This window comes from Lutimonas sp. (genome assembly GCF_051011215.1).
Taxonomy (GTDB): Bacteria; Bacteroidota; Bacteroidia; order Flavobacteriales; family Flavobacteriaceae; genus Lutimonas.
Window position 1 is genome coordinate 1 of sequence record NZ_JBPCUJ010000051.1, and the last position, 20,740, is coordinate 20,740.

The following is a 20,740-nucleotide window of genomic DNA, read 5'->3' on the forward strand; positions in this document are numbered from 1 at the left end:
CACCTGTTACTTACCTATCTGGTCTCATGGTATTGGGAATGGCTCAACTATATGATTCAGATCAAGACCTTTAACATTGACGACCCGAAACGTAAATTAGAGATCATCATCCATACTTTTGTCTCGATCAGTGAAGAAAATCCTACCATCGACTATGTGAACGAATCTTCTCTTCATAATGTGGTTATTTCGGAAAGTACCAAAGTATATCATACCAAAAGTGTGGACGAAGAAAATAAAAAAGGCTTTTTTCTGAACTACAAAGAAATCGTTTCTACAGTAGCGGAAGTCATTCTTGAGATCAAGCCTGAATTTCCATACCCACATGCCCTGGCAAGCAATTTATACGAAATGACCAATAACCATTTTTATTTTGCAGATCACCTGCCTCGTTTAACTGATATTAGTAAAAAAGGACTACCAAATGAAGAAGTAGAAAAAATGCTGCTCTTTTTTATCTCTAAAATGCTGGCCTGATACGAATCTCGCTGTAAGGTGACCCTCTTTTTATGAGTTGTCATTTCATGTATTTCTTTGATTTCCATGCACGGTCAGGAATCCTATACCCTGAGCGGAACGATAAAGGAGGCTGCAAGTAATGAAAGTATGATCAATGCCAATGTCTACTTTCCAGACCTAAAAATCGGCGTTTCCACAAATAAATATGGTTTTTATTCAATCAAAGTTCCTGGCGGTACCCATCGCATAACTGTAAGTTCAATAGGGTTTCAGGACTATGTAGACATCCTTGTGATGAATGACAATCTCAAACAAGATGGAACACACGTACTTTGAGAAATTTAAGAAATACTTTCCGAGAAAATGACTATGTTTAAGCAACCTAACAAATCCTTGTATGAACTCCAATTTTGAACTGCTCGATTATATCATTTTTATTGGTTACGCCATTCTAATTCTTTGCGTAGGGCTATGGGTTTCACGGGACAAGAAGGGACACGAAAAAAACGCTGAAGACTATTTCTTAGCGGGCAAATCACTTCCCTGGTGGGCCATCGGTGCCTCTTTAATTGCAGCCAATATCTCTGCAGAACAATTCATTGGAATGTCTGGTTCTGGCTTTGCCCTTGGTTTGGCCATTGCTTCCTATGAATGGATGGCCGCTTTAACATTGATCATCGTAGGTAAATACTTCCTTCCAATTTTTATTGAAAAAGGCCTCTATACCATCCCCGAATTTGTTGAAAAAAGATTTTCTAAAAACTTAAAAACCATCCTGGCTGTCTTCTGGATTGCTCTCTACGTCTTTGTCAACCTGGCTTCCGTACTATACCTGGGTTCTTTGGCCCTTGAAACCATTATGGGTATTCCCATGATCTACGGCGTAATGGGCCTGGCCTTGTTTGCTGCTGCTTATTCCCTGTATGGCGGACTTTCTGCAGTTGCCTGGACCGATGTAATACAGGTGGTGTTTTTAGTGCTGGGAGGTCTGTTTACAACCTATTTGGCCTTGGATACTGTAGCAGATGGCCAAGGGTTTGTCGCCGGACTTAAAACGGTTTATGAAGCAGCGCCCGATCGATTTTCCATGATCCTTGACGAATCAAATCCGGAATATAACAACTTACCGGGTATTGGGGTGTTAGTGGGAGGACTTTGGGTAGCCAACCTCTACTATTGGGGATTCAATCAGTACATCATTCAACGAACCCTGGCGGCCAAATCCCTGAGAGAATCTCAAAAAGGTATTTTGCTGGCGGCCTTTTTAAAACTGATTATACCGCTCATTGTGGTCATCCCGGGTATTGCGGCTTATGTCATGGTGAATGATCCAGAAATTATGTCCAGACTTGGTGAGGCCGGACTCAAGAACCTGCCAACGGCCGAACAGGCTGACAAGGCCTATCCATGGTTGTTGCAGTTTTTGCCGACAGGTCTGAAAGGAGTGGCCTTTGCTGCCTTGGCTGCAGCTATTGTTTCCTCTCTGGCTTCAATGTTAAATTCTACTTCTACCATCTTTACCATGGATATCTACAAGGAATATTTCAATAAAAATGCAAGCGATAAAGCCACGGTGAATACGGGTAGAATTTCAGCAGCTGTAGCCTTAATTATTGCCTGTATCATGGCGCCATTATTAGGTGGTATAGATCAGGCCTTTCAATTTATTCAGGAATATACCGGAATCGTAAGTCCGGGGATCCTTGCCGTATTCGTACTGGGACTCTTTTGGAAAAAAACAACCAACAAAGCAGCCATCATTGGTGCCTTAGTTTCTATTCCGGTGGCCATGTATTTTAAAGTGGCACCCAAGGGTTGGTCTAGTAATCCTATTTTTGTAGATATCCCCTGGATGGATCAAATGGGGTATTCCGCTCTGATCACAGGTTTCATTATTGTCATGATAAGTTTGTTCCAAAATAAAGGCAAAAACGATGCAAAAGGCATTCCGTTAAGTAAAGAATTGTTCAAAACCAGTTCAGGTTTCAACATAGGTGCATTCGTCGTTATGATTATTTTAGTCGCCTTGTATTCCTTATTCTGGAGTTAGTACCCTAGCAGTGTTAACGATCTTTCATCACCTGGAAAGAGGGTTGAACCAATTTTCAGGACGCTGAATTACTTTCCGCAAATACTTTGAAGTTGTCAAGGTATTGCTGTGATTGCTTTTTAAATGAGTTGCCCATAAAAAAGGCCATGACCTTCATGAACCCGCTAAACTTAAAATCACTTTCTGAGACCCATCGCGTGCTTTGTGCATCAATGGCTTCAAAGTAATTCTTCATTTCATTCCAGACTCCTTTGGCTTCATAGGTACCGGAGAATTCTTTCGGAAGGTTTTTAACGGTAATGGTTTCGATCATTTCTACCTCCCTTTTCCCCATTTTATACAACAACCTGGATTTGGCACCTACTTCTCCTTTATCTCCTGAAATATGTTCAAAACTGATCAGTTCAGGTTGCCATTTGAACATGTTCTCTTCGCTGTCAAAGAGCTTGACTACCTTATCCAAGGGCACCTGCAAGATGACCTCATTCGAATATTTCATGCTATTGATTTTTTGATTTCTCTCTAAGTTAAGAAAAAATCAGACATCTAAAAAGTAAGGTCCTCACCTATCCCCAACAGAATCAAATTCTTACCGGCTTTCTCAAAGGCTTTTATGGCATCTTCATGATCAATAACAATATACCCGAAGGTGTCATAATGATAGCCCATGATATTGTTACATTCTACAAAATCTGATGCATGAATGGCACTTTCAACCCCCATGGTAAAATTATCACCTATTGGCAGAATGGCCAGGTCAATATTACACTGCATAGGGATCAGTTTCATATCAAAAGTCAGGGCTGTATCTCCTGCGATATATAAATTACCTTCTTCCGTTTCCAAAATGAATCCACCGGGCTGACCGCCATAACTTCCATCAGGAAAGGAACTGGTATGTATGGCATTGGTATAGGTTACCTTTCCAAAATCAAATTGCCAGCTACCGCCGTGATTCATAGGATGCCCTTCAATCCCTTTGGCTCCATAATGAGTAACAATTTCATAATTGGAAATGATGGTAGCACCAGTGTTCTTGGCGATGGCTTCCACATCCACGATATGATCCTGATGCGCATGGGTGATCAGAATAAAATCTGCCTGTAAGGCATTGATATCAATATCTTTTGCCAGTTCATTCGGACTGATAAAAGGATCTACAATAAGATGTACTTCACCTACCTCTATCGATAAGGCTGCATGGCCTAAATAAGTAACTTTCATGTCAGATAAATTTTGATACTAATTTACTGATTATTCACTTGAAAAACTTATTTAATTACATAGGATAAATTTAAAAATACATTTCTCCCTTTTCTTGGAATTCCATTCCAGTCTGCATACGTGGAATAAAAAACATCAAATATATTTTCAATACCGGCTTTGGCTATCAATTTCTGACTTCCAAAATAAAAGCTCGATCCAATATTCATATTAAAAACGGTATAGGCATCCGAGGGACTTTCTCCATAGGCCTCACCATAATTCTGTTGTTCCGATGCGCCATCCATATCAATCTCTGCTGTAAACATCCCTTTTTGATAGCCCAGGGTTGCCCCGTATTGAAATGGCCTGATCATCGGTAAACTACCATTGCTGTCATCCTGTCCCAGGTTATAGCTCATAGAACCGCTCAAAGAAAAACCGGTCAAAAACTGATACGTCATGCGCATACCACTGCTCAAAATAGTGGCATAATCCAAGGCCGTATACACTTTCACTCCCTCTGCACCCAAAGTCATGGGACTTAAATCAGGATCGATCTCTCCGATGATATAATCAGGCATGTAAAAATAACTGGCCTCAGCTCCAATGCTAAAATCTTGTATGTTAAAGTCGTAATTGGCATTGAGCTCCGCCGATTTTTCATTGCCGAGATATGGATTCCCGATATAGTCATGATTGTCATAACTATTGTAAAGAAAAAAGCCATAGGCTTCAGAAACAGAAGGCGCCCGTTCTCCATAACCTCCTCTAAAGGTCCAGGTAGATTTGGAACTTTCCCATTTGTATTGAGCCGACACATTGACCATAACCCGTTGTTGACTCTCCTCCATTTCCGGATAAAAAATCTGCAAACTGTTCAAACCAAAGGCATCAGCCACCAGCTCATGCTGAAATGCCAGTCGGGTCGTAAACTTCACACTTCCCTGTTCGCTTAGCGGAATTTCATCTTCGCCATACACACCGGCATGAGTGGTTCTTACATCGGGCCAGGTAAGCATAAACATCAATGCTTCCTCCTGGTCAATCGGATACATCGTCATCTCCGCCAGTGATTTATTGTAATAACCGTTGGCATTGAACTGTAAGTCATGTTTGCCTTTGGACATATTTATTTTTGAATAAAAACCGTAGGTATCGCTCCAACCCGGCATATCCATATGAATGATCACATCAGGCCGATTTGTATCATCCATCACATGTTTGATCGAATTCACATACAACTTGGTTTCCCAGCGTTCAATGGCATCAGAAGCATCCTTCACCTCATAGGCCACCGATCCAATGGCTGCTCTGGCCAGGGATACATCCATAGGCAAGGCAGGGTACCCAACATCATTGGCACGATCATAGATCAACGATCCGATAATCGCTCCCTTCTCACTGGTTTTAAATCCGGCCGTTGCCGAAATATTGAATTTTTCATACTGACTGTATAATACTTCCGTATCTCCACCCGCGTAATAGTTTCCGGCCTTGCGATAGATAACATCTGTGTTGACAAAATAAGTGTCTTCCGACACATTGAACTCACCGCTAAAGATCTTGGCTTCTCCGTTGCTTTCAAAACCGGTATCAATACCTATGTCCCATTGATCACCTTCAAAATCACTTTTTTGCATTTGCAGGTCGATCGATCCGCCTACCACAGAACCATGCTCAGCGCCTTGCTGACCAGAGCTAATGCGGGCAGCCGACAGATTTGATATATCGACATACGAAGTAATCGGATCCATTTTATCAGTACAGGCACCAAAAATCTGCATGCCATCTATGGTAAGGGATAAACGATCAGAATTCATATTATTCAGCGCAGGTTCCCAGGCATAATTCCCTCTTTTGATCATGGTCACTTTTAAGGATCTTTCTAAATATTCATCAACCGATGAAAGTGGTTTCACTTGCTTTTGATTGCTGAGCTCCTCCCGTCCTATCAAGATGATCTCATCCAGTTTTACAGTCTTCAAAGAGTCTGTTTCCAGCTTCGCCAAAGAGCCATCCTCCGTTTCCTGGGCCTGCAACTGAGTCGAAAAAACAAGTAAAAACGCGGCAACTATTTTGATTGTTTTCATAAACGTATTGTTATGAGAACAGCTGCCTCATTAGAGGCAGCTGACCTGTTTCATTAAAATTCAATTTCAAAATAAAGACTGCTACTTTCGTTTTCTTCAGTAACATCTTCACCTTTTAGCACCTCATCATTTTCGTTGAGTAGTTTTAAATTCAGCATCCAGTAGCCTGTCATGGTTAGCGACAACTTCCCTTTGTAAATCTGATCAACAGCATCGTATACCAGGTCTTGGTTGTTCGGCGAGGTATGGTTGCCCATACTTGGCATTCTGGGATCCAGTGCCACCGTATAATCTGCCACAGGCGTAAAAGTCATCATGTTCTCCATTTTATACAATCCGGCAGAAATATCATTGATTTTAACATCCGGGTTCAGGGGCTCCATCAAAGCCAGTACATATCGAGCCTGATCAGTACCGTTAAAAACAGCTACAACACGCTCTTCAGAAGCGATTACATTGATATCGTCTTTGGCCATATAGTCCATTCCATCCACCGAATACGTAAAGCTTAGTGTCCACCCTTCCTCGCTGTTTCCAGGCATTTGAAAAACTATAAAACCGTCATAAATGGTCTTCATTCCCGAGACCTTCTTCAAATCTGACGCCGGGCAAGAATGCATCATTTCGGTCATGTGCATCATGGGTTGCCAGTTCAAGGTGGCATTGGAAATAAATGTTTCTGTTGCCTTATCGACAATCCGGATTGTCAGCTCATTATATCCCTGGTAAAAGGTTCCGGTGCTGTTATACACTTCTATGATATGATCATCATTGCTAATTTGCTGTACTTTGATCAGGTCTTCAATTTCCTTGTCAAGATCTTCCGGTCCTCCATCTGTATCATCCGAACAGGCTAACATCGACAGCCCTATAAAAAGTAAAAATATATAGTTTGTTATTTTCATTGCGTTTATTGTGATACCTGCATATAAGCAGACATACGCCTGTTATCTACAAGTGATTAAAAAATTATTGTAATTGATACAGCTCGTTAAAAAGCTGTTATTGAAAAAAAAAGGATCTTAGAGCTGGGGAGGTCGCAACAACGATCTTGCGTACAAGCTATTCTCCAAAGTAACCGGAGTCAAAATAACTTGCTTTGCAACTAATTCAAAAGAGGCCTGTTGCTGGTTCGCACTGGCCTGCAGACTGACAAATTCTTTAAACTCAATTTGAGGTGGAAGAGGCTTTTGATCTTCCGTCCCACGTTCTAATGATTTTTCAACCTGATCGCCTAAATAACACTTTCCATTACAGGTCAAAATTGGTTTTTCTCTGTTCTCACAAAGTTCATTGACGATATAATCATAATTAATCAAATACTCCAGCACTGGCAAAGCCGGCTGAATCAGCACCAACAGGTACAGATTGAGAAGTAAATGGGTTATGATTAATTTTTTCATCATTCGGTAAAGCACAAAAGTAGACTAATTAGTCTTTTATTAGTATGACTTTTGTCAGGTCACAAAATTAAGCCAATTCCGAATAAAATAGCAAACAAAAATGTGCTTAAAGCTAACTTTTTTAGTTCCGGATCCAGTAATCTGGGATCCTTATTCTCATAAACAAACAAAAAATGCTTCACAATCGGTATATAGGCCAGTAAAAAAAGAAACTGATACGCCGATTTAAAATGAATCACATTGTACAATAAAGCGAGTAAAAAAGAAGATCCCAACAAATAAAAGTGATAATAGCGGGCAAACTCGTTCCCGATTTTTACCACAATCGTGTTTTTCCCTGCCTTGGCATCCGATTCTTGATCACGCATATTATTCAGATTCAATACGCCAACACTCAAAGTTCCCACCGAAATAGCCGGTAAAAAAATGGTCAGGTCCAGAGACTTGGTATATAAAAAATAGGTGCCACAAACACTGAGCAGGCCAAAAAATAAAAACACGAATAAGTCTCCAAATCCACTGTATCCATAGGCATGATCTCCCATAGTGTATTTGATGGCTGCAAGGATACTCAAAACACCCAAGCCGATAAAAATTAGGCTATACCAGATATAGGTGGTTCCAAAAGCAACATAGATCAGTCCTAAGGCCAACAGGGTACTGATAACCCCTGTAATCTTAATGGCCTTAAGCATCGCCTCCGGGCTGATAGCGCCACTTTGCAGAGCTCTTTCCGGTCCAATTCTATCTTGATTATCGGTTCCTTTTACCCCGTCTCCATAGTCATTGGCAAAATTGGAGATCACTTGAAATCCGACAGTCGTCAATAAGGCCAGCACACAAATGCTGGTATCAAAACTACCTTGTGATGCTGCAATAAAAGACCCGACAATAATACCCGACAATGACAACGGCAAGGTTCTGAGGCGTGCCGCACTTATCCAAATACTGGTTTTTGACAAAATAATGCTGTGTTTAGTTGACTGATCCTCTAATCCATTTCTCCCCGCTAAGTTGCAGGGCTTCATTAATATTCACAGGAACCCCATACGATTTAGCGATAATAAAGCAATCCTTAAATCCAACTCGCTTCAAATCGTCTCTCAGCAAAACCGATTCCTTATAGGTGGTAAATTTGCCGATGGAAAATTTATTAAAACCATTTTCCTCAAATTCTTCTAATTGGGTAATATCATCAGAAATCAAATTTGAATTGAAATTGGTATAGGCACCAATCTGAATGCTATATACGATACTCATATCGATCAAAGAAGTCTTTACAGAATCCACAATCACCACCTGTTTTGCCTTTCTTTGAATCTTGTGAAGAGAATCCGTATCAATCAGACTCAGGTTGTTCTTTATCAAATACTCCTGCTTATACTGTTTTGACTTTGGTAAAAAAGACCATAAAAACAGAATCAACAAGATCAGACAACCAATGCCGAGTATGACCCGGTGCTTCTTCAGGAGTGAATTATTCTCTTCTTCATCCTTTAATGCGGTTGACAGGGTCTTAATGGTTCCATTAGCCTTGTCAATTTCCTCGTATATATTTACTAGATTTTTATCTCTCACAAATGGCATAATCTAATTGTACAAATTATAAGTCCTGGGCATTCGCTACTAATTCAGCTATATCCATCACTTGTATACTCTTTTCTCGTTCTTTGTTCTTCACCCCATCGGTCATCATGGTATTGCAAAACGGACAACCCGTAGCAATAAAATCGGGCTTTGTCTCAAGGGCATCTTCCGTTCGTTCTACAAAAACCTCTTTCGTGCCTTTTTCGGCATCCTTAAACATCTGAGCTCCTCCGGCTCCGCAGCACAACCCATTTGACTTACATCGCTTCATTTCCACCAACTCCACTTCCAGTTTTTGAATCAAGTCTCTGGGTGCTTCATAAATTCCATTGGCCCTTCCTAAATAACAAGGGTCATGAAAGGTGATTCGTTTTCCGGCATACTTACCGCCTTCTATGCTTATTTTTCCTTCATCAAGCAGGGTTTTCAGAAATTGCGTATGATGCATCACCTCATAATTTCCTCCCAATTCAGGATATTCATTTTTCAGGGTATTAAAACAATGCGGACAGGTGGTAACTATTTTCTTCACCTCATACCCATTCAACACTTCAATATTCGTCACTGCCTGCATTTGAAAAACAAATTCGTTTCCGGCTCTTTTCGCAGGATCTCCGGTACAACTTTCCTCTGTGCCCAACACCGCAAAATCTACTTTTGCCTCTGTCAGAATTTTGGCAAAAGCCTTGGTAATTTTCTTGGCCCTGTCATCAAAACTCCCTGCACAACCAACCCAAAACAAAACCTCCGGGGCTTTTCCTTCGGCCATTTTCTCTGCCATTGTTGGTATTACCATACTAATTTAATTTAAATATTTTAAAATTCACTCTCTTGTTGATAATTAACCCATCAAGCCTTATTCATCTTTCCAGTTCAAACGGTCCATCTGGTTGTATTGCCAGGGCGCTCCATTATTCTCTATATTTGTCATCATCAGGTTCAATTCCTGTGGAGCTGCCGAATTTTCCATCACCAGATTTCTTCGTAAATCAATAATAATAGACAACGGATCAATACCAATCGGACATTCTGTAACACAGGCATTACAGCTGGTACAGGCCCATATTTCTTCTGCGGCTATCGTATCCAACAATGTTTTTCCATCTCCGTTTTCTCTAAAATCCGCTTCTCCTTTATCATCAATATAGCTGCTAACCTCCTCCAAACGATCTCTGGTCTTCATCATGATCCCTCTGGGCGATAATTCCTTTCCGGTCTGATTGGCCGGACACACAGAAGTACATCTTCCGCACTCAGTGCAGGTATAGGCATTCATCAGCTGCACCCAATTCAAATCAACCACATCATTGGCACCAAACTTTTCCATCACCTCTTCTCCCCCTTCCGGTTCAGCATAAGGATCTGCATCCGGGTCCATCATCAATTTGACTTCCTTGGTCACTGATTCCAGATTGTCTAATCTGCCCTCAGGCCATAAATTCGCATAAAAAGTATTTGGAAACGCCAGCAATATGTGCAGATGCTTCGAATAGTACAAATAGTTTAAAAAGATCAGGATACCCGCAATGTGCAACCACCATGCCCCACGTTCAATATAAAAAAGTGTAATTTCATTTTGAGGCAGTAAAGCCGTGATATACTGACTCACCGGAAAACTACCTGCCTGTGCATAATGAATGGCGCCCATCTGTTGTAATCCATAATCCGCTGCATTCATCAGTAAAAACAAACTCATCAATACGATTTCAAAATAAAGAATGTTCAAGGCATCATTTTTTGGCCATGTCGTCATTTCCTTGTTCCAGAATCGAGGAATTTTCAGGATCATTCTTCGGATCCAGAAAATAATCACCGCAACCAATACGAGCAATGCCAGAATCTCAAAGGAACCGATTAAAAAGTTGTAAAAACCTCCGGCAAATGCAAATACTCTGTGCGTCCCCAATAAGCCGTCAATAATAATTTCTAAAACTTCAATATTAATGATTAAAAACCCGACGTATACCAGAACATGAAGAATACCTGCCACAGGTCGGCTCACCATTTTTGACTGACCAAGGGCAATTCTGGTCATGTTGCGCCAGCGTTCAGCCTTGTGATCAGTTCTGTCAACGGCCTTTCCCAAGCCAATATTGCGGCTTAATTTTTTAATGTTTTTCACAAAAAAACCGATGCCTGCCAAGAGCAGAACAGCAAATAAAATATTCGGTAAATAAGACATACGTATGATCTAAATACTGGATTGAAAGCAAAATAGAACTGCTTCCTCAGCATTTAAAAGTAAAGATAATCAAACTGTCAGAAATATAAAACTATTACAAGTTATTAACTAGTCTTCAACAGGTTCTTCGTAGGGTTTCTCCTTTTTTCCGAAGACGGATAAATGAACAAAACGCTTGGGATGCTCTTTCACTTCCTTCAATAATTCTTCCAGTTCTTTGGCTGAATTGGTCAGGTTGTTGTACAAGGCTTCATCCTGCATCAATTTACCCATGGTTCCGTTCCCGGCATTCACACTGTCGAGCAACATATTAAAACTCTCAAGAGAAGTTTGCAAAGTTGCCACCGTCTGCCCCAAATCCATCGCCTGGATAGAGTCAGAAATCTGAGCAAAATTGGTCATGGTTTTATTGGCACCAATTAAAACACTGTCAATTTTTCCTCCTTCACGGGTCATATGCTCCAAATGACTGGCCGTCATTTTAAATTTACTTAGAATAATATTAAAATTCTGTAAAGATTCTTTGATGTTTTTCTGATTCTCCTCATCCATCACCTCGTTAATGTTCTGCATCACCGAATCCGTGTGCACCACAAAACTCTCTACCTTCGATTGCAGAGGAGCAATCTGTTCATTGATCATGCCCATGATCCCTGAATCCACCTCTCCGACAAGTGTATCTCCATCCATGGCAATTTCACCTTCGTCGATGGCGATATTTATCTTAAGGGATTTTCCACTGATAAAATCCGGACTGTAAATCTGAGCCACTGAGTTTTCAGAAAAAGCGATATCATTGCTTAAATTCAAATGAGCTACCAGTACTCCTTTTTTTTCAGGATGAAAGGTGATTTTGGTCACTGAACCCACTTTTAACCCATTGATAGTGATCGGACTTTTGGGTGCCAGTCCTTGCACATTGGTATATTCGGCATAAAATGTTCTTGTCTGATCATATAAACTTCTATTCTTCATGAAGTTATACCCCCAAAAAAATAATGCTATGATAATAACCGCAACAACACCGGTTTTAAGTTCTCTTGATATAGTCAAAACAATTGTTCTTAGTTAAACAATATTACTAATAATTTTCGGGCCAGTACCTGCCTAATTCTTTTCTTTTTGATCTGAAAGAGGATCGCTCACCACATTCCAACGCTTTTAAAAAGCCTTTATTTCAATAATCTAATGAATAACGTCAGATATATTGACTCTATCACCATCTTTGAAGGCCACCACAAAGGCCGTCTTAAAACCTGCCTTTCTGGCTTCACTTTGCAAGCTTACGATTTCATCATAATCAGAGGTTTTACCATAATAATACTTAAACACCCCTCCAATTTTTCCTCGCTCTACACCTTTTAAACCCTTAAAATTATATGATTTTGTTTCTAATTTCTTCTTACCCGAAGCGATCTGAACTTTAAAATCAACCCCTGGATACAACTTCCCTGGCTTTTCTTCAATTACGGCCACTTCTTCCACCACCAGGTTTTCATCTATATTTTTCTTGTACGCTTTTATCGCACTGAAAATAGCGTTCGACACCTTATCCTGTCCATTGTTAGAATTGAGAAACATCCCTTCTTCTGTATTGGTAATAAACCCTGTTTCGATCAGTACACTGGGCATATAGGTTTGATGTAAGACAACAAATCCGGCCTGCTTTACGCCACGATCTTTTCTTTTTATATCAACCCTGAAATTAGTTTGAATATCACTAGCTAGACTTAAACTTTGGTCTAGAAACTCTTCTTGCATTAAAGTCATTCCAATGACGGCTTCTGGAGAATTTGGGTCAAAACCTTCGTACTTTTCTTCATAATTATCTTCCATAAAAATTACTGAATTCTCAAGTTTTGCCACCTCGAAATTTTGCTTATTTGCATGAAGACCCAGCACATAGGTTTCGGTACCATAGGCCTGGGTATGGAAAGCATTACAATGAATCGATAGAAAAAGATCCGCATCAGCCTCATTGGCAATTCGACCTCGTTCTTTCAAATCTAAAAATATATCTGTCTTCCTTGTGTAAACCACTTCAACATCCTTCAATGCCTCTAATTTTTTACCCAACTTTAATACAACACTTAAGGCAATATCTTTTTCATGAATATTTTTGGTCGCCTTTCCCGGATCCTTACCACCATGACCTGCATCCAACACCACGACAAAACTTTCCTGTGCATAGCAGTTTATGCCGGCAAAGGTGAATGCCATAAAACAAAACAGCCCTGTAATTATTGAAATATTTACCCTTTTTTTTCCTAATCCAACCATGCTTCTAATCCTTCTAGTTTTTCCTTTTTAAGTATATTCCACTGAAAAAATATATGTAAGTTTGTAACTTTAAAAAAATTCACATTTTTTTACAAAAATACTATTTATAGCATTGTATACAAATTTAAGATACTTACTTTTAATTACCTTATTTTTTTGTTTTGTAAATCAAGAGGCTTTTAGTCAGGTAGAACAAAATAAGGACGGTGCCCAAGACGATATAACTAGTATTGACAGTCTGCGGGTACTGGACCCTGCGGATCCTGCCCTATCAGTAAGGGATACAGCAAAAACAGATAGTATTGCCGTTAGCCAGGAATACCTGGAAGATAATATTATTCACAAGTCAAAAGATTACCTATCGAACGACTTTATAAATCAAAGAGCCACCTTGTATGACGAGGCGGAACTGTATTACCAGGATATTGAACTCAAAGCCGGAAAGATCATCATCGATTATAAAAATAGTCTGGCCATTGCCACAGGTATTTATGATACTGCCGGAGTATACATTCAACGACCCGAATTTAAACAAGGCAACCAGGCCTCAACACAGGATTCTCTGATCTATAATTTTCAGAATAAAAAAGCCCTGATCTATAACTCAAGAACCGAACAACAGGGCATGGTCATTACCGGAGATATTTCAAAAAAAGAAAACGATAGTACCTTTTATATCAACCGGGCGCGATTTACCACCTCACAAAAGGAAAATCCGGATTACTATGTCCAGACCAATAATATTAAAATTGTACCCGACAGTAAGATCGTGGGAGGTATGAGTAATCTGGTGATTGCAGATGTACCTACTCCGCTGGTGTTGCCCTTCTTTTATTCACCTTTAACCAGTGGAAGAGCTTCAGGATTCATCATTCCTACCTGGGGTCAAAACAACAACCAGGGCTACTTTCTACAAAACGGTGGCTATTATTTTGCCGTCAACGATTATTTTGACCTGGCTATTCTGGGAGACATCTACACCAATGGTAGCTGGGGTTTACGAGCGGAATCAAATTATAACCTGCGGTATAAGTTTACAGGTAATTTCAGTTTCAGATACGAGAACCTGATCAATAGTCAAAAAGGATTTCCAGATTATAGTAAATCGAATAATTTCTTTATTCGCTGGTCGCATAGCCAGTCGGCGACCTCCAATCCCACGTCGCGGTTCTCTGCCTCGGTGAATTTTGGTAGTAGCAGCTTTTTCCAGGAATCGATCAATGAATCCAGTTCGCCATATTACCTGACCAATACTTTTGCCTCTTCGGTATCTTATTACAAAAAATTTGTAGGGACACCCTTCAATATGAATGCTTCGATGACCCATACCCAAAATACGAATACAGAGCGGATTGATATGAACCTGCCTTCGCTGGTATTAAATATGGACAGGATTTATCCCTTTGCGCCAAAAGTGGGTTCGAAAAAGAATTCCCTGCAAAACATTGGTGTTACCTACAATATGAACGCTCAGAATAGGGTGTCTACCACCGATGAAGAATTCGGTACCGCCAAAATGTTTGATGAAGCACAGACAGGTATCAGACACGATATTTCCATGAGTACCAACGCCAAGGCCTTAAAATATGTAAGTCTGGCTCCCACCATTGTATATAGAGACGTATGGTATTTTAAGACCATTGATAAATACTGGGATGATAGTATCAATGAAGTGGTGACCGACACGGTAAGTGGTTTTGACAGCTTCCGTGAATATTCTGCCGGAATTTCTGCAAGTACCACTGTCTATGGAATGGTGAATTTCAAAAAAGGGAAAATACAGGCCCTGAGACATGTGATGCGCCCTTCTATTTCTTATAGTTACAGGCCCGACTTTAGTAACTATTATGATGAATATCAGGCAAGTATCGACCCTGATGATATCCGTGAATATACGCGTTTTGAGAATGGTCTTTACGGAGCGCCTTCTCAAGGATTGTCTAGCGCGATCGGTATGTCTTTGAACAACACTTTAGAAGCCAAAGTTGCCTCCAAGGATCCTGATGATGACGAGCCAAGAAAAATAAAAATTCTGAACAACCTGAATTTGTCTACCAGTTATAATATTGCTGCTGACTCCCTGCATTGGAGTCCTTTGCGGATGACGGCCGGAACACAAATATTAAAGAACAAACTAAATCTTAATTTAAACGCCTCATTCGACCCCTATGCGCTCAACGCCAACGGAACCAGAATCAGTAAATACAACATCAATAACGGGGGGAGTCTGCTTCGTTTTACCAATGCGAATTTTACTGCCAACTATTCGCTCTCAAGTAAAGATATAGGTAAAGACGCCAAAGGAGGCAAGTCCGGACAAAGTGGAACAGACGTTGACGGTGGTGGCAGCATGTTCGGTGAAAGTATCACCAATAGAAATCAACAGATCAATACGGATAAAGAAAAGGTGAAAAAAACCACCTTGTATAAAACTGAAATGCCCTGGGATGTAAAACTGCGCTATTCATTGACCTATAACAATGCCCAGGCACAGAATGACATCACTGCCAATTCGGTGCAACTTTCAGGTAATTTAGAATTTTCACCTAAATGGCGAGTAGGTGTTTCTTCGGGGTATGATTTCGAAAACAGCGGTATTACCTATACCCAGCTCCGATTTGAACGCGATCTAGACAGCTGGAGATTCAGCTTTAACTGGGTTCCGTTTGGAGACAGAGCCACTTACTACTTCTTTATCGGAATCAAATCCGGTCCGCTTAGCGACCTGAAATATGATCAAAGAAAAGTTCCGGACAGAGCACTTTTTTAATAGTAGGGAACTCGTGAGGGCTTCATCGCAAAAGACATAGACAATCAAAGCGTCCGTTCCAAGGGATTCACCGAAAAGAATAATTCTTAAATTTGTAAAGACACAACCCAAAACTTATGAAAAAAATTATAGAAACACCCAATGCCCCCGCACCAATCGGTCCCTATTCACAAGCAGTATTATTTGATGATACTTTATACACCTCCGGACAAATCGCCATTGATCCGGCAACAAGCAAGTTGATTAACGGAGATATTCAAAAAGAAACAACACAAGTGATGAAAAATATCGGGGCGGTATTGGCGGCGGCCGATATGAATTTTGAACATGTTTTGAAAACCAGCATCTTTATAAAAGACATGAATGATTTTCAAAAAATAAACGAAGTCTATGGTTCCTTCTTTAACGAAGCTACTGCTCCGGCAAGAGAAACTGTAGAAGTCGCACGACTACCTAAAGATGTCAATGTAGAAATTTCTGTGCTCGCAAGAAAATAATTCATGAGGGTTAAGCCCACATTTAATTAGTGTACTTGCTTGCAATAGAGGCTGCTAAAGTTAAAATAGGATGCCTTACAATCTTGCCAAGTGTCAGGTCGTATTCTCTCAATACCTCCACAATCTCATCGTGAAGAAAATGTGCAATAGAACCAACAAAATAAATCGGTACATTTTTACTTTCTTCAAATTGCAGCACCTGATTTTCAATAAAGAATCGCAAACCGTCTTTAATAATTTTTTGGGAATATTCACCCTGTTTATTCTCTATCAAGAATCGCCCCACACTAGCTAAATACGTATTGGGATTATCCTTTCTATACAAGTTTTCTTTAATAATATCAGGTCGCAGATCATATTGTCCTTCAAAAGCTTTGGCCATTTCCGCAGGCATCTTACCATAGGCATGATCCTTTAAAATCTGCTTTCCATAATAATTACCACTGGCAGAATCCATCAACATGTAGCCTAATGAAACTATTTTCTGGTGCGTTTCTTTTCCGTCAAAGTAACTGCAATTTGATCCTGTACCCAAAATACAAACCACTCCTGGTGTATCTGTTTGTAAAGATTTGACCGCTGCAATGGTATCTTCATAGATCTCCATTTCAGCATTGGGGAAAATATCTTCAAAAATTGCTCTCAAATAATTTACAGCATTCTGAGTTCCACATCCAGCACCATAAAAGTAAATCTCCTTGACATCATTTTTAATGTCCCTCAACTCCTCTTTTGTGATGATGCGATCATACAACGTTTTCTTTGAGAAAACCGCGGGATTCAATCCTTCGGTATCAATCTTAAAAAAGGTTTCTCCCTTCTCATTTATGGCAATCCAATTTGTTTTGGTCGAACCACTGTCTGCTACTAATATCATGTCTGAAAATTTGAAGTGTAAAAATAAAAAATGCTGAACAATATTAACTGATATTTATTATATATTATCAAAACGTTCGCAAAATACTACGATATCGTTTTCGTAACTTTTAGTCTAGGAACGACCTTATTGCCAGCGCATAACTCTGCATACCAAATCCTGCAACAATTCCCTTCACATTGGGGGCGATATACGAAGTATGCCGAAAAGACTCCCGCTCATAGACATTCGAAATATGCACTTCCACAACAGGGGTGCTTACACCTTTGACCGCATCTCCAATGCCTACCGAAGTATGTGTATAGGCAGCGGCATTCAAGATAATCCCATCATATTCAAATCCTGTTTCATGAATCTTATCAATCAATTCACCTTCTATATTCGATTGAAAATAAGTCAATTCGATTTCTGGAAACCGGGCTTTCAATTCCATCAAATAATCTTCAAAAGTCTCGCTCCCGTAAATGGTCGGTTCACGTTTCCCAAGCAAATTCAAATTTGGGCCGTTGATAATAATAATTTTCATAAAATAATCTATTCAGAACTTTGTTCAAACGAAAGTGCAAACTTTGGATCAGAAACAAAGATTAATTGGTACTGTTGCCAAAAATAACATAATTTTACAATTGACTTAGGCAATTCGCATGAATATTGATCAATCTATACCATACACACCATGACCTGGAAAGATGCTTTAAGGGATTATCAATACTTTCTTAAAATTGAAAGAGGACTCTCAGAGAATTCGATCCGAGCCTACAGCCAGGATATTTTAAAACTAACCCGATTTCTTTCAGAACACAAACTTACTGATGCACCGGATACTATCAGTTCAGAGACGATAGAACGATTTGTTTATAGCAGTTCAAAAACAGTGGCTGCAAGATCACAGGCACGCATCATTTCAGGCTTGCGTAATTTCTTTGACTTTCTCATATTTGAAGAGTACCGCAAAGAAAACCCTACAGATCTGATTGAGGCTCCCAAAATTGGAAGAAAACTACCGGACACCCTGTCGGAACAGGAAATCAATCAGATCATCGCTCAAATTGATTTGAGCAAACCCGAAGGTGAACGGAACCGGGCCATGATCGAAACCCTGTATAGCTGCGGTCTAAGAGTAACTGAAATGATACAGCTCAAGATCTCAGATCTTTTTTTTGAAGAAGGTTTTATTCGGGTCATTGGCAAGGGAAATAAACAACGTTTTGTGCCGATCAATGGATATATGATCAAACTGATTGAAAATTACAGGAACCTTGTTCGTTGTAAGATCAAGGTTCAGAAAGGGTTTGAAGACACTCTCTTTCTCAATAGAAGAGGGAAACAAATCAGTCGAAATATGGTCTTTATGATCCTAAAAGGCCACACGGAAAAAGCGGGCATTCACAAAACCGTCAGTCCTCATACCTTGCGTCACTCATTCGCCACACATCTTCTTGAAAATGGTGCTGATCTCAGGGCCATTCAGCAAATGTTAGGGCATGAAAGCATTACCACCACAGAAATCTATATGCATCTTGACAAAAGACATCTAAAGGAAGTGGTCGAAAAATTTCATCCCAGAAAGTAAAATTTCTAAAAAAATTAAGGCGCTAAAAACCTTATTCTCCGTACATTTTCTGTCTCAGCTCCTTGATGCTGTCATTTTCAAGGTATTCGTCAAAAGTCATATACCTGTCAATAACTCCTTTTGGAGTAATTTCAACAATACGATTGGCCACGGTCTGTGCAAATTCATGATCATGTGTTGAAAAAATAACGGTTCCCTTAAAATTCTTCAAGGCATTGTTAAAAGCCTGAATCGATTCAAGATCCAAGTGGTTTGTAGGTTCATCAATTAACAACACATTGGCTCTTTTCATCATCATTCTCGACAACATACACCTTACTTTTTCCCCTCCGGAAAGCACATTGCTCTTTTTCAAGGCCTCATCTCCACTAAAGATCATTTTCCCTAGAAAACCTCTGATATGAACTTCTTCCCTTTCCTCTTCTGTTTTGGCATATTGTCTTAACCAATCAACCAAACTCAGGTCATTTTTAAAAAACGGCGTGTTCTCGATAGGTAAATAACCCTGGGTAGTCGTTACACCCCATTTATAGTCGCCTGAATCCGGTGTTGCATTCCCTGAAATGATCTCATAAAATGCAGTAGCTGCTCTGGAAGCTTTCGATAACAAAACAACTTTGTCCCCTTTGGTCAGGTTTAAATCAATCTTATCAAAAAGCAATTCACCTTCAAAACTTTTCGACAGGTTCTCCACATGCAATATCTGATCTCCGGCCTCACGCTCCTGCTCAAAAATAATGGCAGGATACCTTCTGCTTGATGGCTTGATATCCGAAATATTTAACTTGTCTATCATTTTCTTTCTGCTGGTCGCCTGCTTAGATTTGGCAACATTGGCAGAAAATCTTCTGATAAATTCTTCCAGTTCTTTCTTTTTGTCCTCTGCTTTTTTATTCTGTTGTGCTCGTTGCTTCGCGGCCAACTGACTTGACTCATACCAAAAGGAATAATTTCCGGAATACTGGTTGATCTTTCCAAAATCAATATCAGATATATTGGTGCATACAGCGTCTAAAAAGTGACGGTCATGCGATACAACAATTACAGTGTTATCAAAATTCGCAAGAAAATTCTCCAGCCAGCCAATGGTTTCAAAATCCAGGTCATTGGTAGGCTCATCCATGATCAACACGTCAGGAGACCCAAATAAGGCCTGAGCAATTAAGACCCGTACCTTGGCCTTACCGTCAAGATCACTCATTGAATTATAATGCATGTCTTCTCCGATACCTAAAGAAGATAACAAGTTGGCAGCTTCACTTTCAGCAGTCCAGCCACCCATTTCTTCAAATTCAGCACCTAGCTCTCCCGCCAGGACTCCGTCCTCTTCAGAAAAATCAGGTTTGGCATAGACCTCATCCAACTTCTTTTTCAAATCATACAATGGCTTATTACCCATCATCACTGTTTCCAGGACAGGATATGCATCATAGGCAAAGTGATCTTGTGAAAGCACAGACATGCGCTTTCCCTTCTCTAGACTTACAGATCCCGAAGTTGCTTCAATCTCACCGGAAAGTATTTTTAAAAAAGTAGATTTTCCAGCTCCATTAGCTCCTATAATACCATAACAATTGCCATGTGTAAATTTGGTATTCACCTCATCAAACAAAATTCTTTTTCCGAACTGAACGGATAAATTGGATACAGTTAACATGCGTTTTTAATTTTTTTTGCAAAACTAAGGATTTTAGTGAGATATATAAGTGTAAGAGAGCAGAATATTTTAGCCACCAAAACTGTTAAAAAACGGAAGTTTTTATTGG

General features: G+C 39.9%; 20 protein-coding genes. 6 read left to right on the plus strand and 14 right to left on the minus strand.

What is annotated here, in order from left to right:
- The 3 genes from ACR2MV_RS05125 to ACR2MV_RS05135 form a co-directional block, all read left to right on the plus strand.
- On the plus strand, nucleotides 1-477 hold a 477-nt coding region (locus tag ACR2MV_RS05125), incomplete at its 5' end, for a TetR/AcrR family transcriptional regulator (protein WP_434020828.1).
- Nucleotides 478-543: 66 nt separating this feature from the next.
- Entirely contained in the window at nucleotides 544-795 is a 252-nt protein-coding gene (locus ACR2MV_RS05130) for a carboxypeptidase-like regulatory domain-containing protein (protein WP_434020829.1), read from the plus strand.
- 61 nt (nucleotides 796-856) lie between these two features.
- The gene (locus ACR2MV_RS05135; protein WP_434020830.1) at nucleotides 857-2,509 is read left to right on the plus strand and encodes a sodium/sugar symporter; all 1,653 of its coding nucleotides are present in this window, start codon (nucleotides 857-859) and stop codon (nucleotides 2,507-2,509) included.
- A 55-nt stretch (nucleotides 2,510-2,564) separates the two neighbouring features.
- Here ACR2MV_RS05135 and ACR2MV_RS05140 read toward each other — a convergent pair whose 3' ends face one another.
- From ACR2MV_RS05140 to ACR2MV_RS05190, 11 genes are all read right to left on the minus strand, one after another.
- Nucleotides 2,565-3,008, minus strand: a complete 444-nt coding sequence (locus tag ACR2MV_RS05140) for an SRPBCC family protein (RefSeq protein ID WP_434020831.1) — start codon at nucleotides 3,006-3,008, stop codon at nucleotides 2,565-2,567.
- 47 nt (nucleotides 3,009-3,055) lie between these two features.
- Nucleotides 3,056-3,733: a metal-dependent hydrolase gene (locus ACR2MV_RS05145; protein WP_434020832.1), complete on the minus strand. Its 678-nt coding sequence runs from the start codon at nucleotides 3,731-3,733 to the stop codon at nucleotides 3,056-3,058.
- A 47-nt stretch (nucleotides 3,734-3,780) separates the two neighbouring features.
- Nucleotides 3,781-5,805, minus strand: coding sequence for a TonB-dependent receptor plug domain-containing protein (locus ACR2MV_RS05150; RefSeq protein WP_434020833.1), 2,025 nt, complete (start codon nucleotides 5,803-5,805; stop codon nucleotides 3,781-3,783).
- 53 nt (nucleotides 5,806-5,858) lie between these two features.
- Entirely contained in the window at nucleotides 5,859-6,710 is an 852-nt protein-coding gene (locus ACR2MV_RS05155; RefSeq protein ID WP_434020834.1) for a hypothetical protein, read from the minus strand.
- Nucleotides 6,711-6,827: 117 nt separating this feature from the next.
- Complete coding sequence (locus ACR2MV_RS05160) at nucleotides 6,828-7,208, minus strand: hypothetical protein (protein ID WP_434020835.1); 381 nt, start codon at nucleotides 7,206-7,208, stop codon at nucleotides 6,828-6,830.
- Between the two features lie 59 nt (nucleotides 7,209-7,267).
- A complete protein-coding gene (locus tag ACR2MV_RS05165; RefSeq protein ID WP_434020836.1) occupies nucleotides 7,268-8,170 on the minus strand; it encodes a 1,4-dihydroxy-2-naphthoate polyprenyltransferase in 903 nt (300 codons plus the stop codon).
- 13 nt (nucleotides 8,171-8,183) lie between these two features.
- A complete protein-coding gene (locus ACR2MV_RS05170; protein ID WP_434020837.1) occupies nucleotides 8,184-8,786 on the minus strand; it encodes a hypothetical protein in 603 nt (200 codons plus the stop codon).
- Nucleotides 8,787-8,811: 25 nt separating this feature from the next.
- On the minus strand, nucleotides 8,812-9,591 hold the full coding sequence (locus tag ACR2MV_RS05175) for a (Fe-S)-binding protein (protein ID WP_434020838.1): 780 nt from the start codon (nucleotides 9,589-9,591) through the stop codon (nucleotides 8,812-8,814).
- A gap of 60 nt (nucleotides 9,592-9,651) precedes the next feature.
- Entirely contained in the window at nucleotides 9,652-10,977 is a 1,326-nt protein-coding gene (locus ACR2MV_RS05180; protein WP_434020839.1) for a 4Fe-4S dicluster domain-containing protein, read from the minus strand.
- Nucleotides 10,978-11,085: 108 nt separating this feature from the next.
- Complete coding sequence (locus ACR2MV_RS05185; protein ID WP_434020840.1) at nucleotides 11,086-12,030, minus strand: MlaD family protein; 945 nt, start codon at nucleotides 12,028-12,030, stop codon at nucleotides 11,086-11,088.
- A gap of 132 nt (nucleotides 12,031-12,162) precedes the next feature.
- Nucleotides 12,163-13,257 (minus strand): N-acetylmuramoyl-L-alanine amidase family protein, encoded by a 1,095-nt coding sequence (locus ACR2MV_RS05190; RefSeq protein WP_434020841.1) that lies wholly within the window; start codon nucleotides 13,255-13,257, stop codon nucleotides 12,163-12,165.
- Nucleotides 13,258-13,369: 112 nt separating this feature from the next.
- Between ACR2MV_RS05190 and ACR2MV_RS05195 the strand changes: the two genes are divergently transcribed.
- The gene (locus tag ACR2MV_RS05195) at nucleotides 13,370-16,027 is read left to right on the plus strand and encodes a putative LPS assembly protein LptD (RefSeq protein ID WP_434020842.1); all 2,658 of its coding nucleotides are present in this window, start codon (nucleotides 13,370-13,372) and stop codon (nucleotides 16,025-16,027) included.
- Between the two features lie 116 nt (nucleotides 16,028-16,143).
- A complete protein-coding gene (locus tag ACR2MV_RS05200) occupies nucleotides 16,144-16,524 on the plus strand; it encodes a RidA family protein (protein ID WP_434020843.1) in 381 nt (126 codons plus the stop codon).
- 22 nt (nucleotides 16,525-16,546) lie between these two features.
- On the opposite strand, the gene ACR2MV_RS05205 is transcribed toward ACR2MV_RS05200, so the two are convergent.
- Both ACR2MV_RS05205 and aroQ read right to left on the minus strand, forming a co-directional pair.
- Nucleotides 16,547-17,401 carry a BadF/BadG/BcrA/BcrD ATPase family protein gene (locus ACR2MV_RS05205; protein ID WP_434020844.1) on the minus strand — a complete coding sequence of 285 codons (855 nt, stop codon included), beginning with the start codon at nucleotides 17,399-17,401 and terminating at the stop codon, nucleotides 16,547-16,549.
- A gap of 109 nt (nucleotides 17,402-17,510) precedes the next feature.
- Complete coding sequence (gene aroQ, locus ACR2MV_RS05210; RefSeq protein ID WP_434020845.1) at nucleotides 17,511-17,927, minus strand: type II 3-dehydroquinate dehydratase; 417 nt, start codon at nucleotides 17,925-17,927, stop codon at nucleotides 17,511-17,513.
- A gap of 150 nt (nucleotides 17,928-18,077) precedes the next feature.
- On the opposite strand from aroQ, the gene xerD reads away from it, so the two are divergent.
- Nucleotides 18,078-18,974, plus strand: a complete 897-nt coding sequence (gene xerD / locus ACR2MV_RS05215) for a site-specific tyrosine recombinase XerD (protein ID WP_434020846.1) — start codon at nucleotides 18,078-18,080, stop codon at nucleotides 18,972-18,974.
- Between the two features lie 31 nt (nucleotides 18,975-19,005).
- Here xerD and ACR2MV_RS05220 read toward each other — a convergent pair whose 3' ends face one another.
- Nucleotides 19,006-20,631 (minus strand): ABC-F family ATP-binding cassette domain-containing protein, encoded by a 1,626-nt coding sequence (locus ACR2MV_RS05220; RefSeq protein ID WP_434020847.1) that lies wholly within the window; start codon nucleotides 20,629-20,631, stop codon nucleotides 19,006-19,008.
- Between the last annotated feature and the right edge of the window lie 109 nt (nucleotides 20,632-20,740).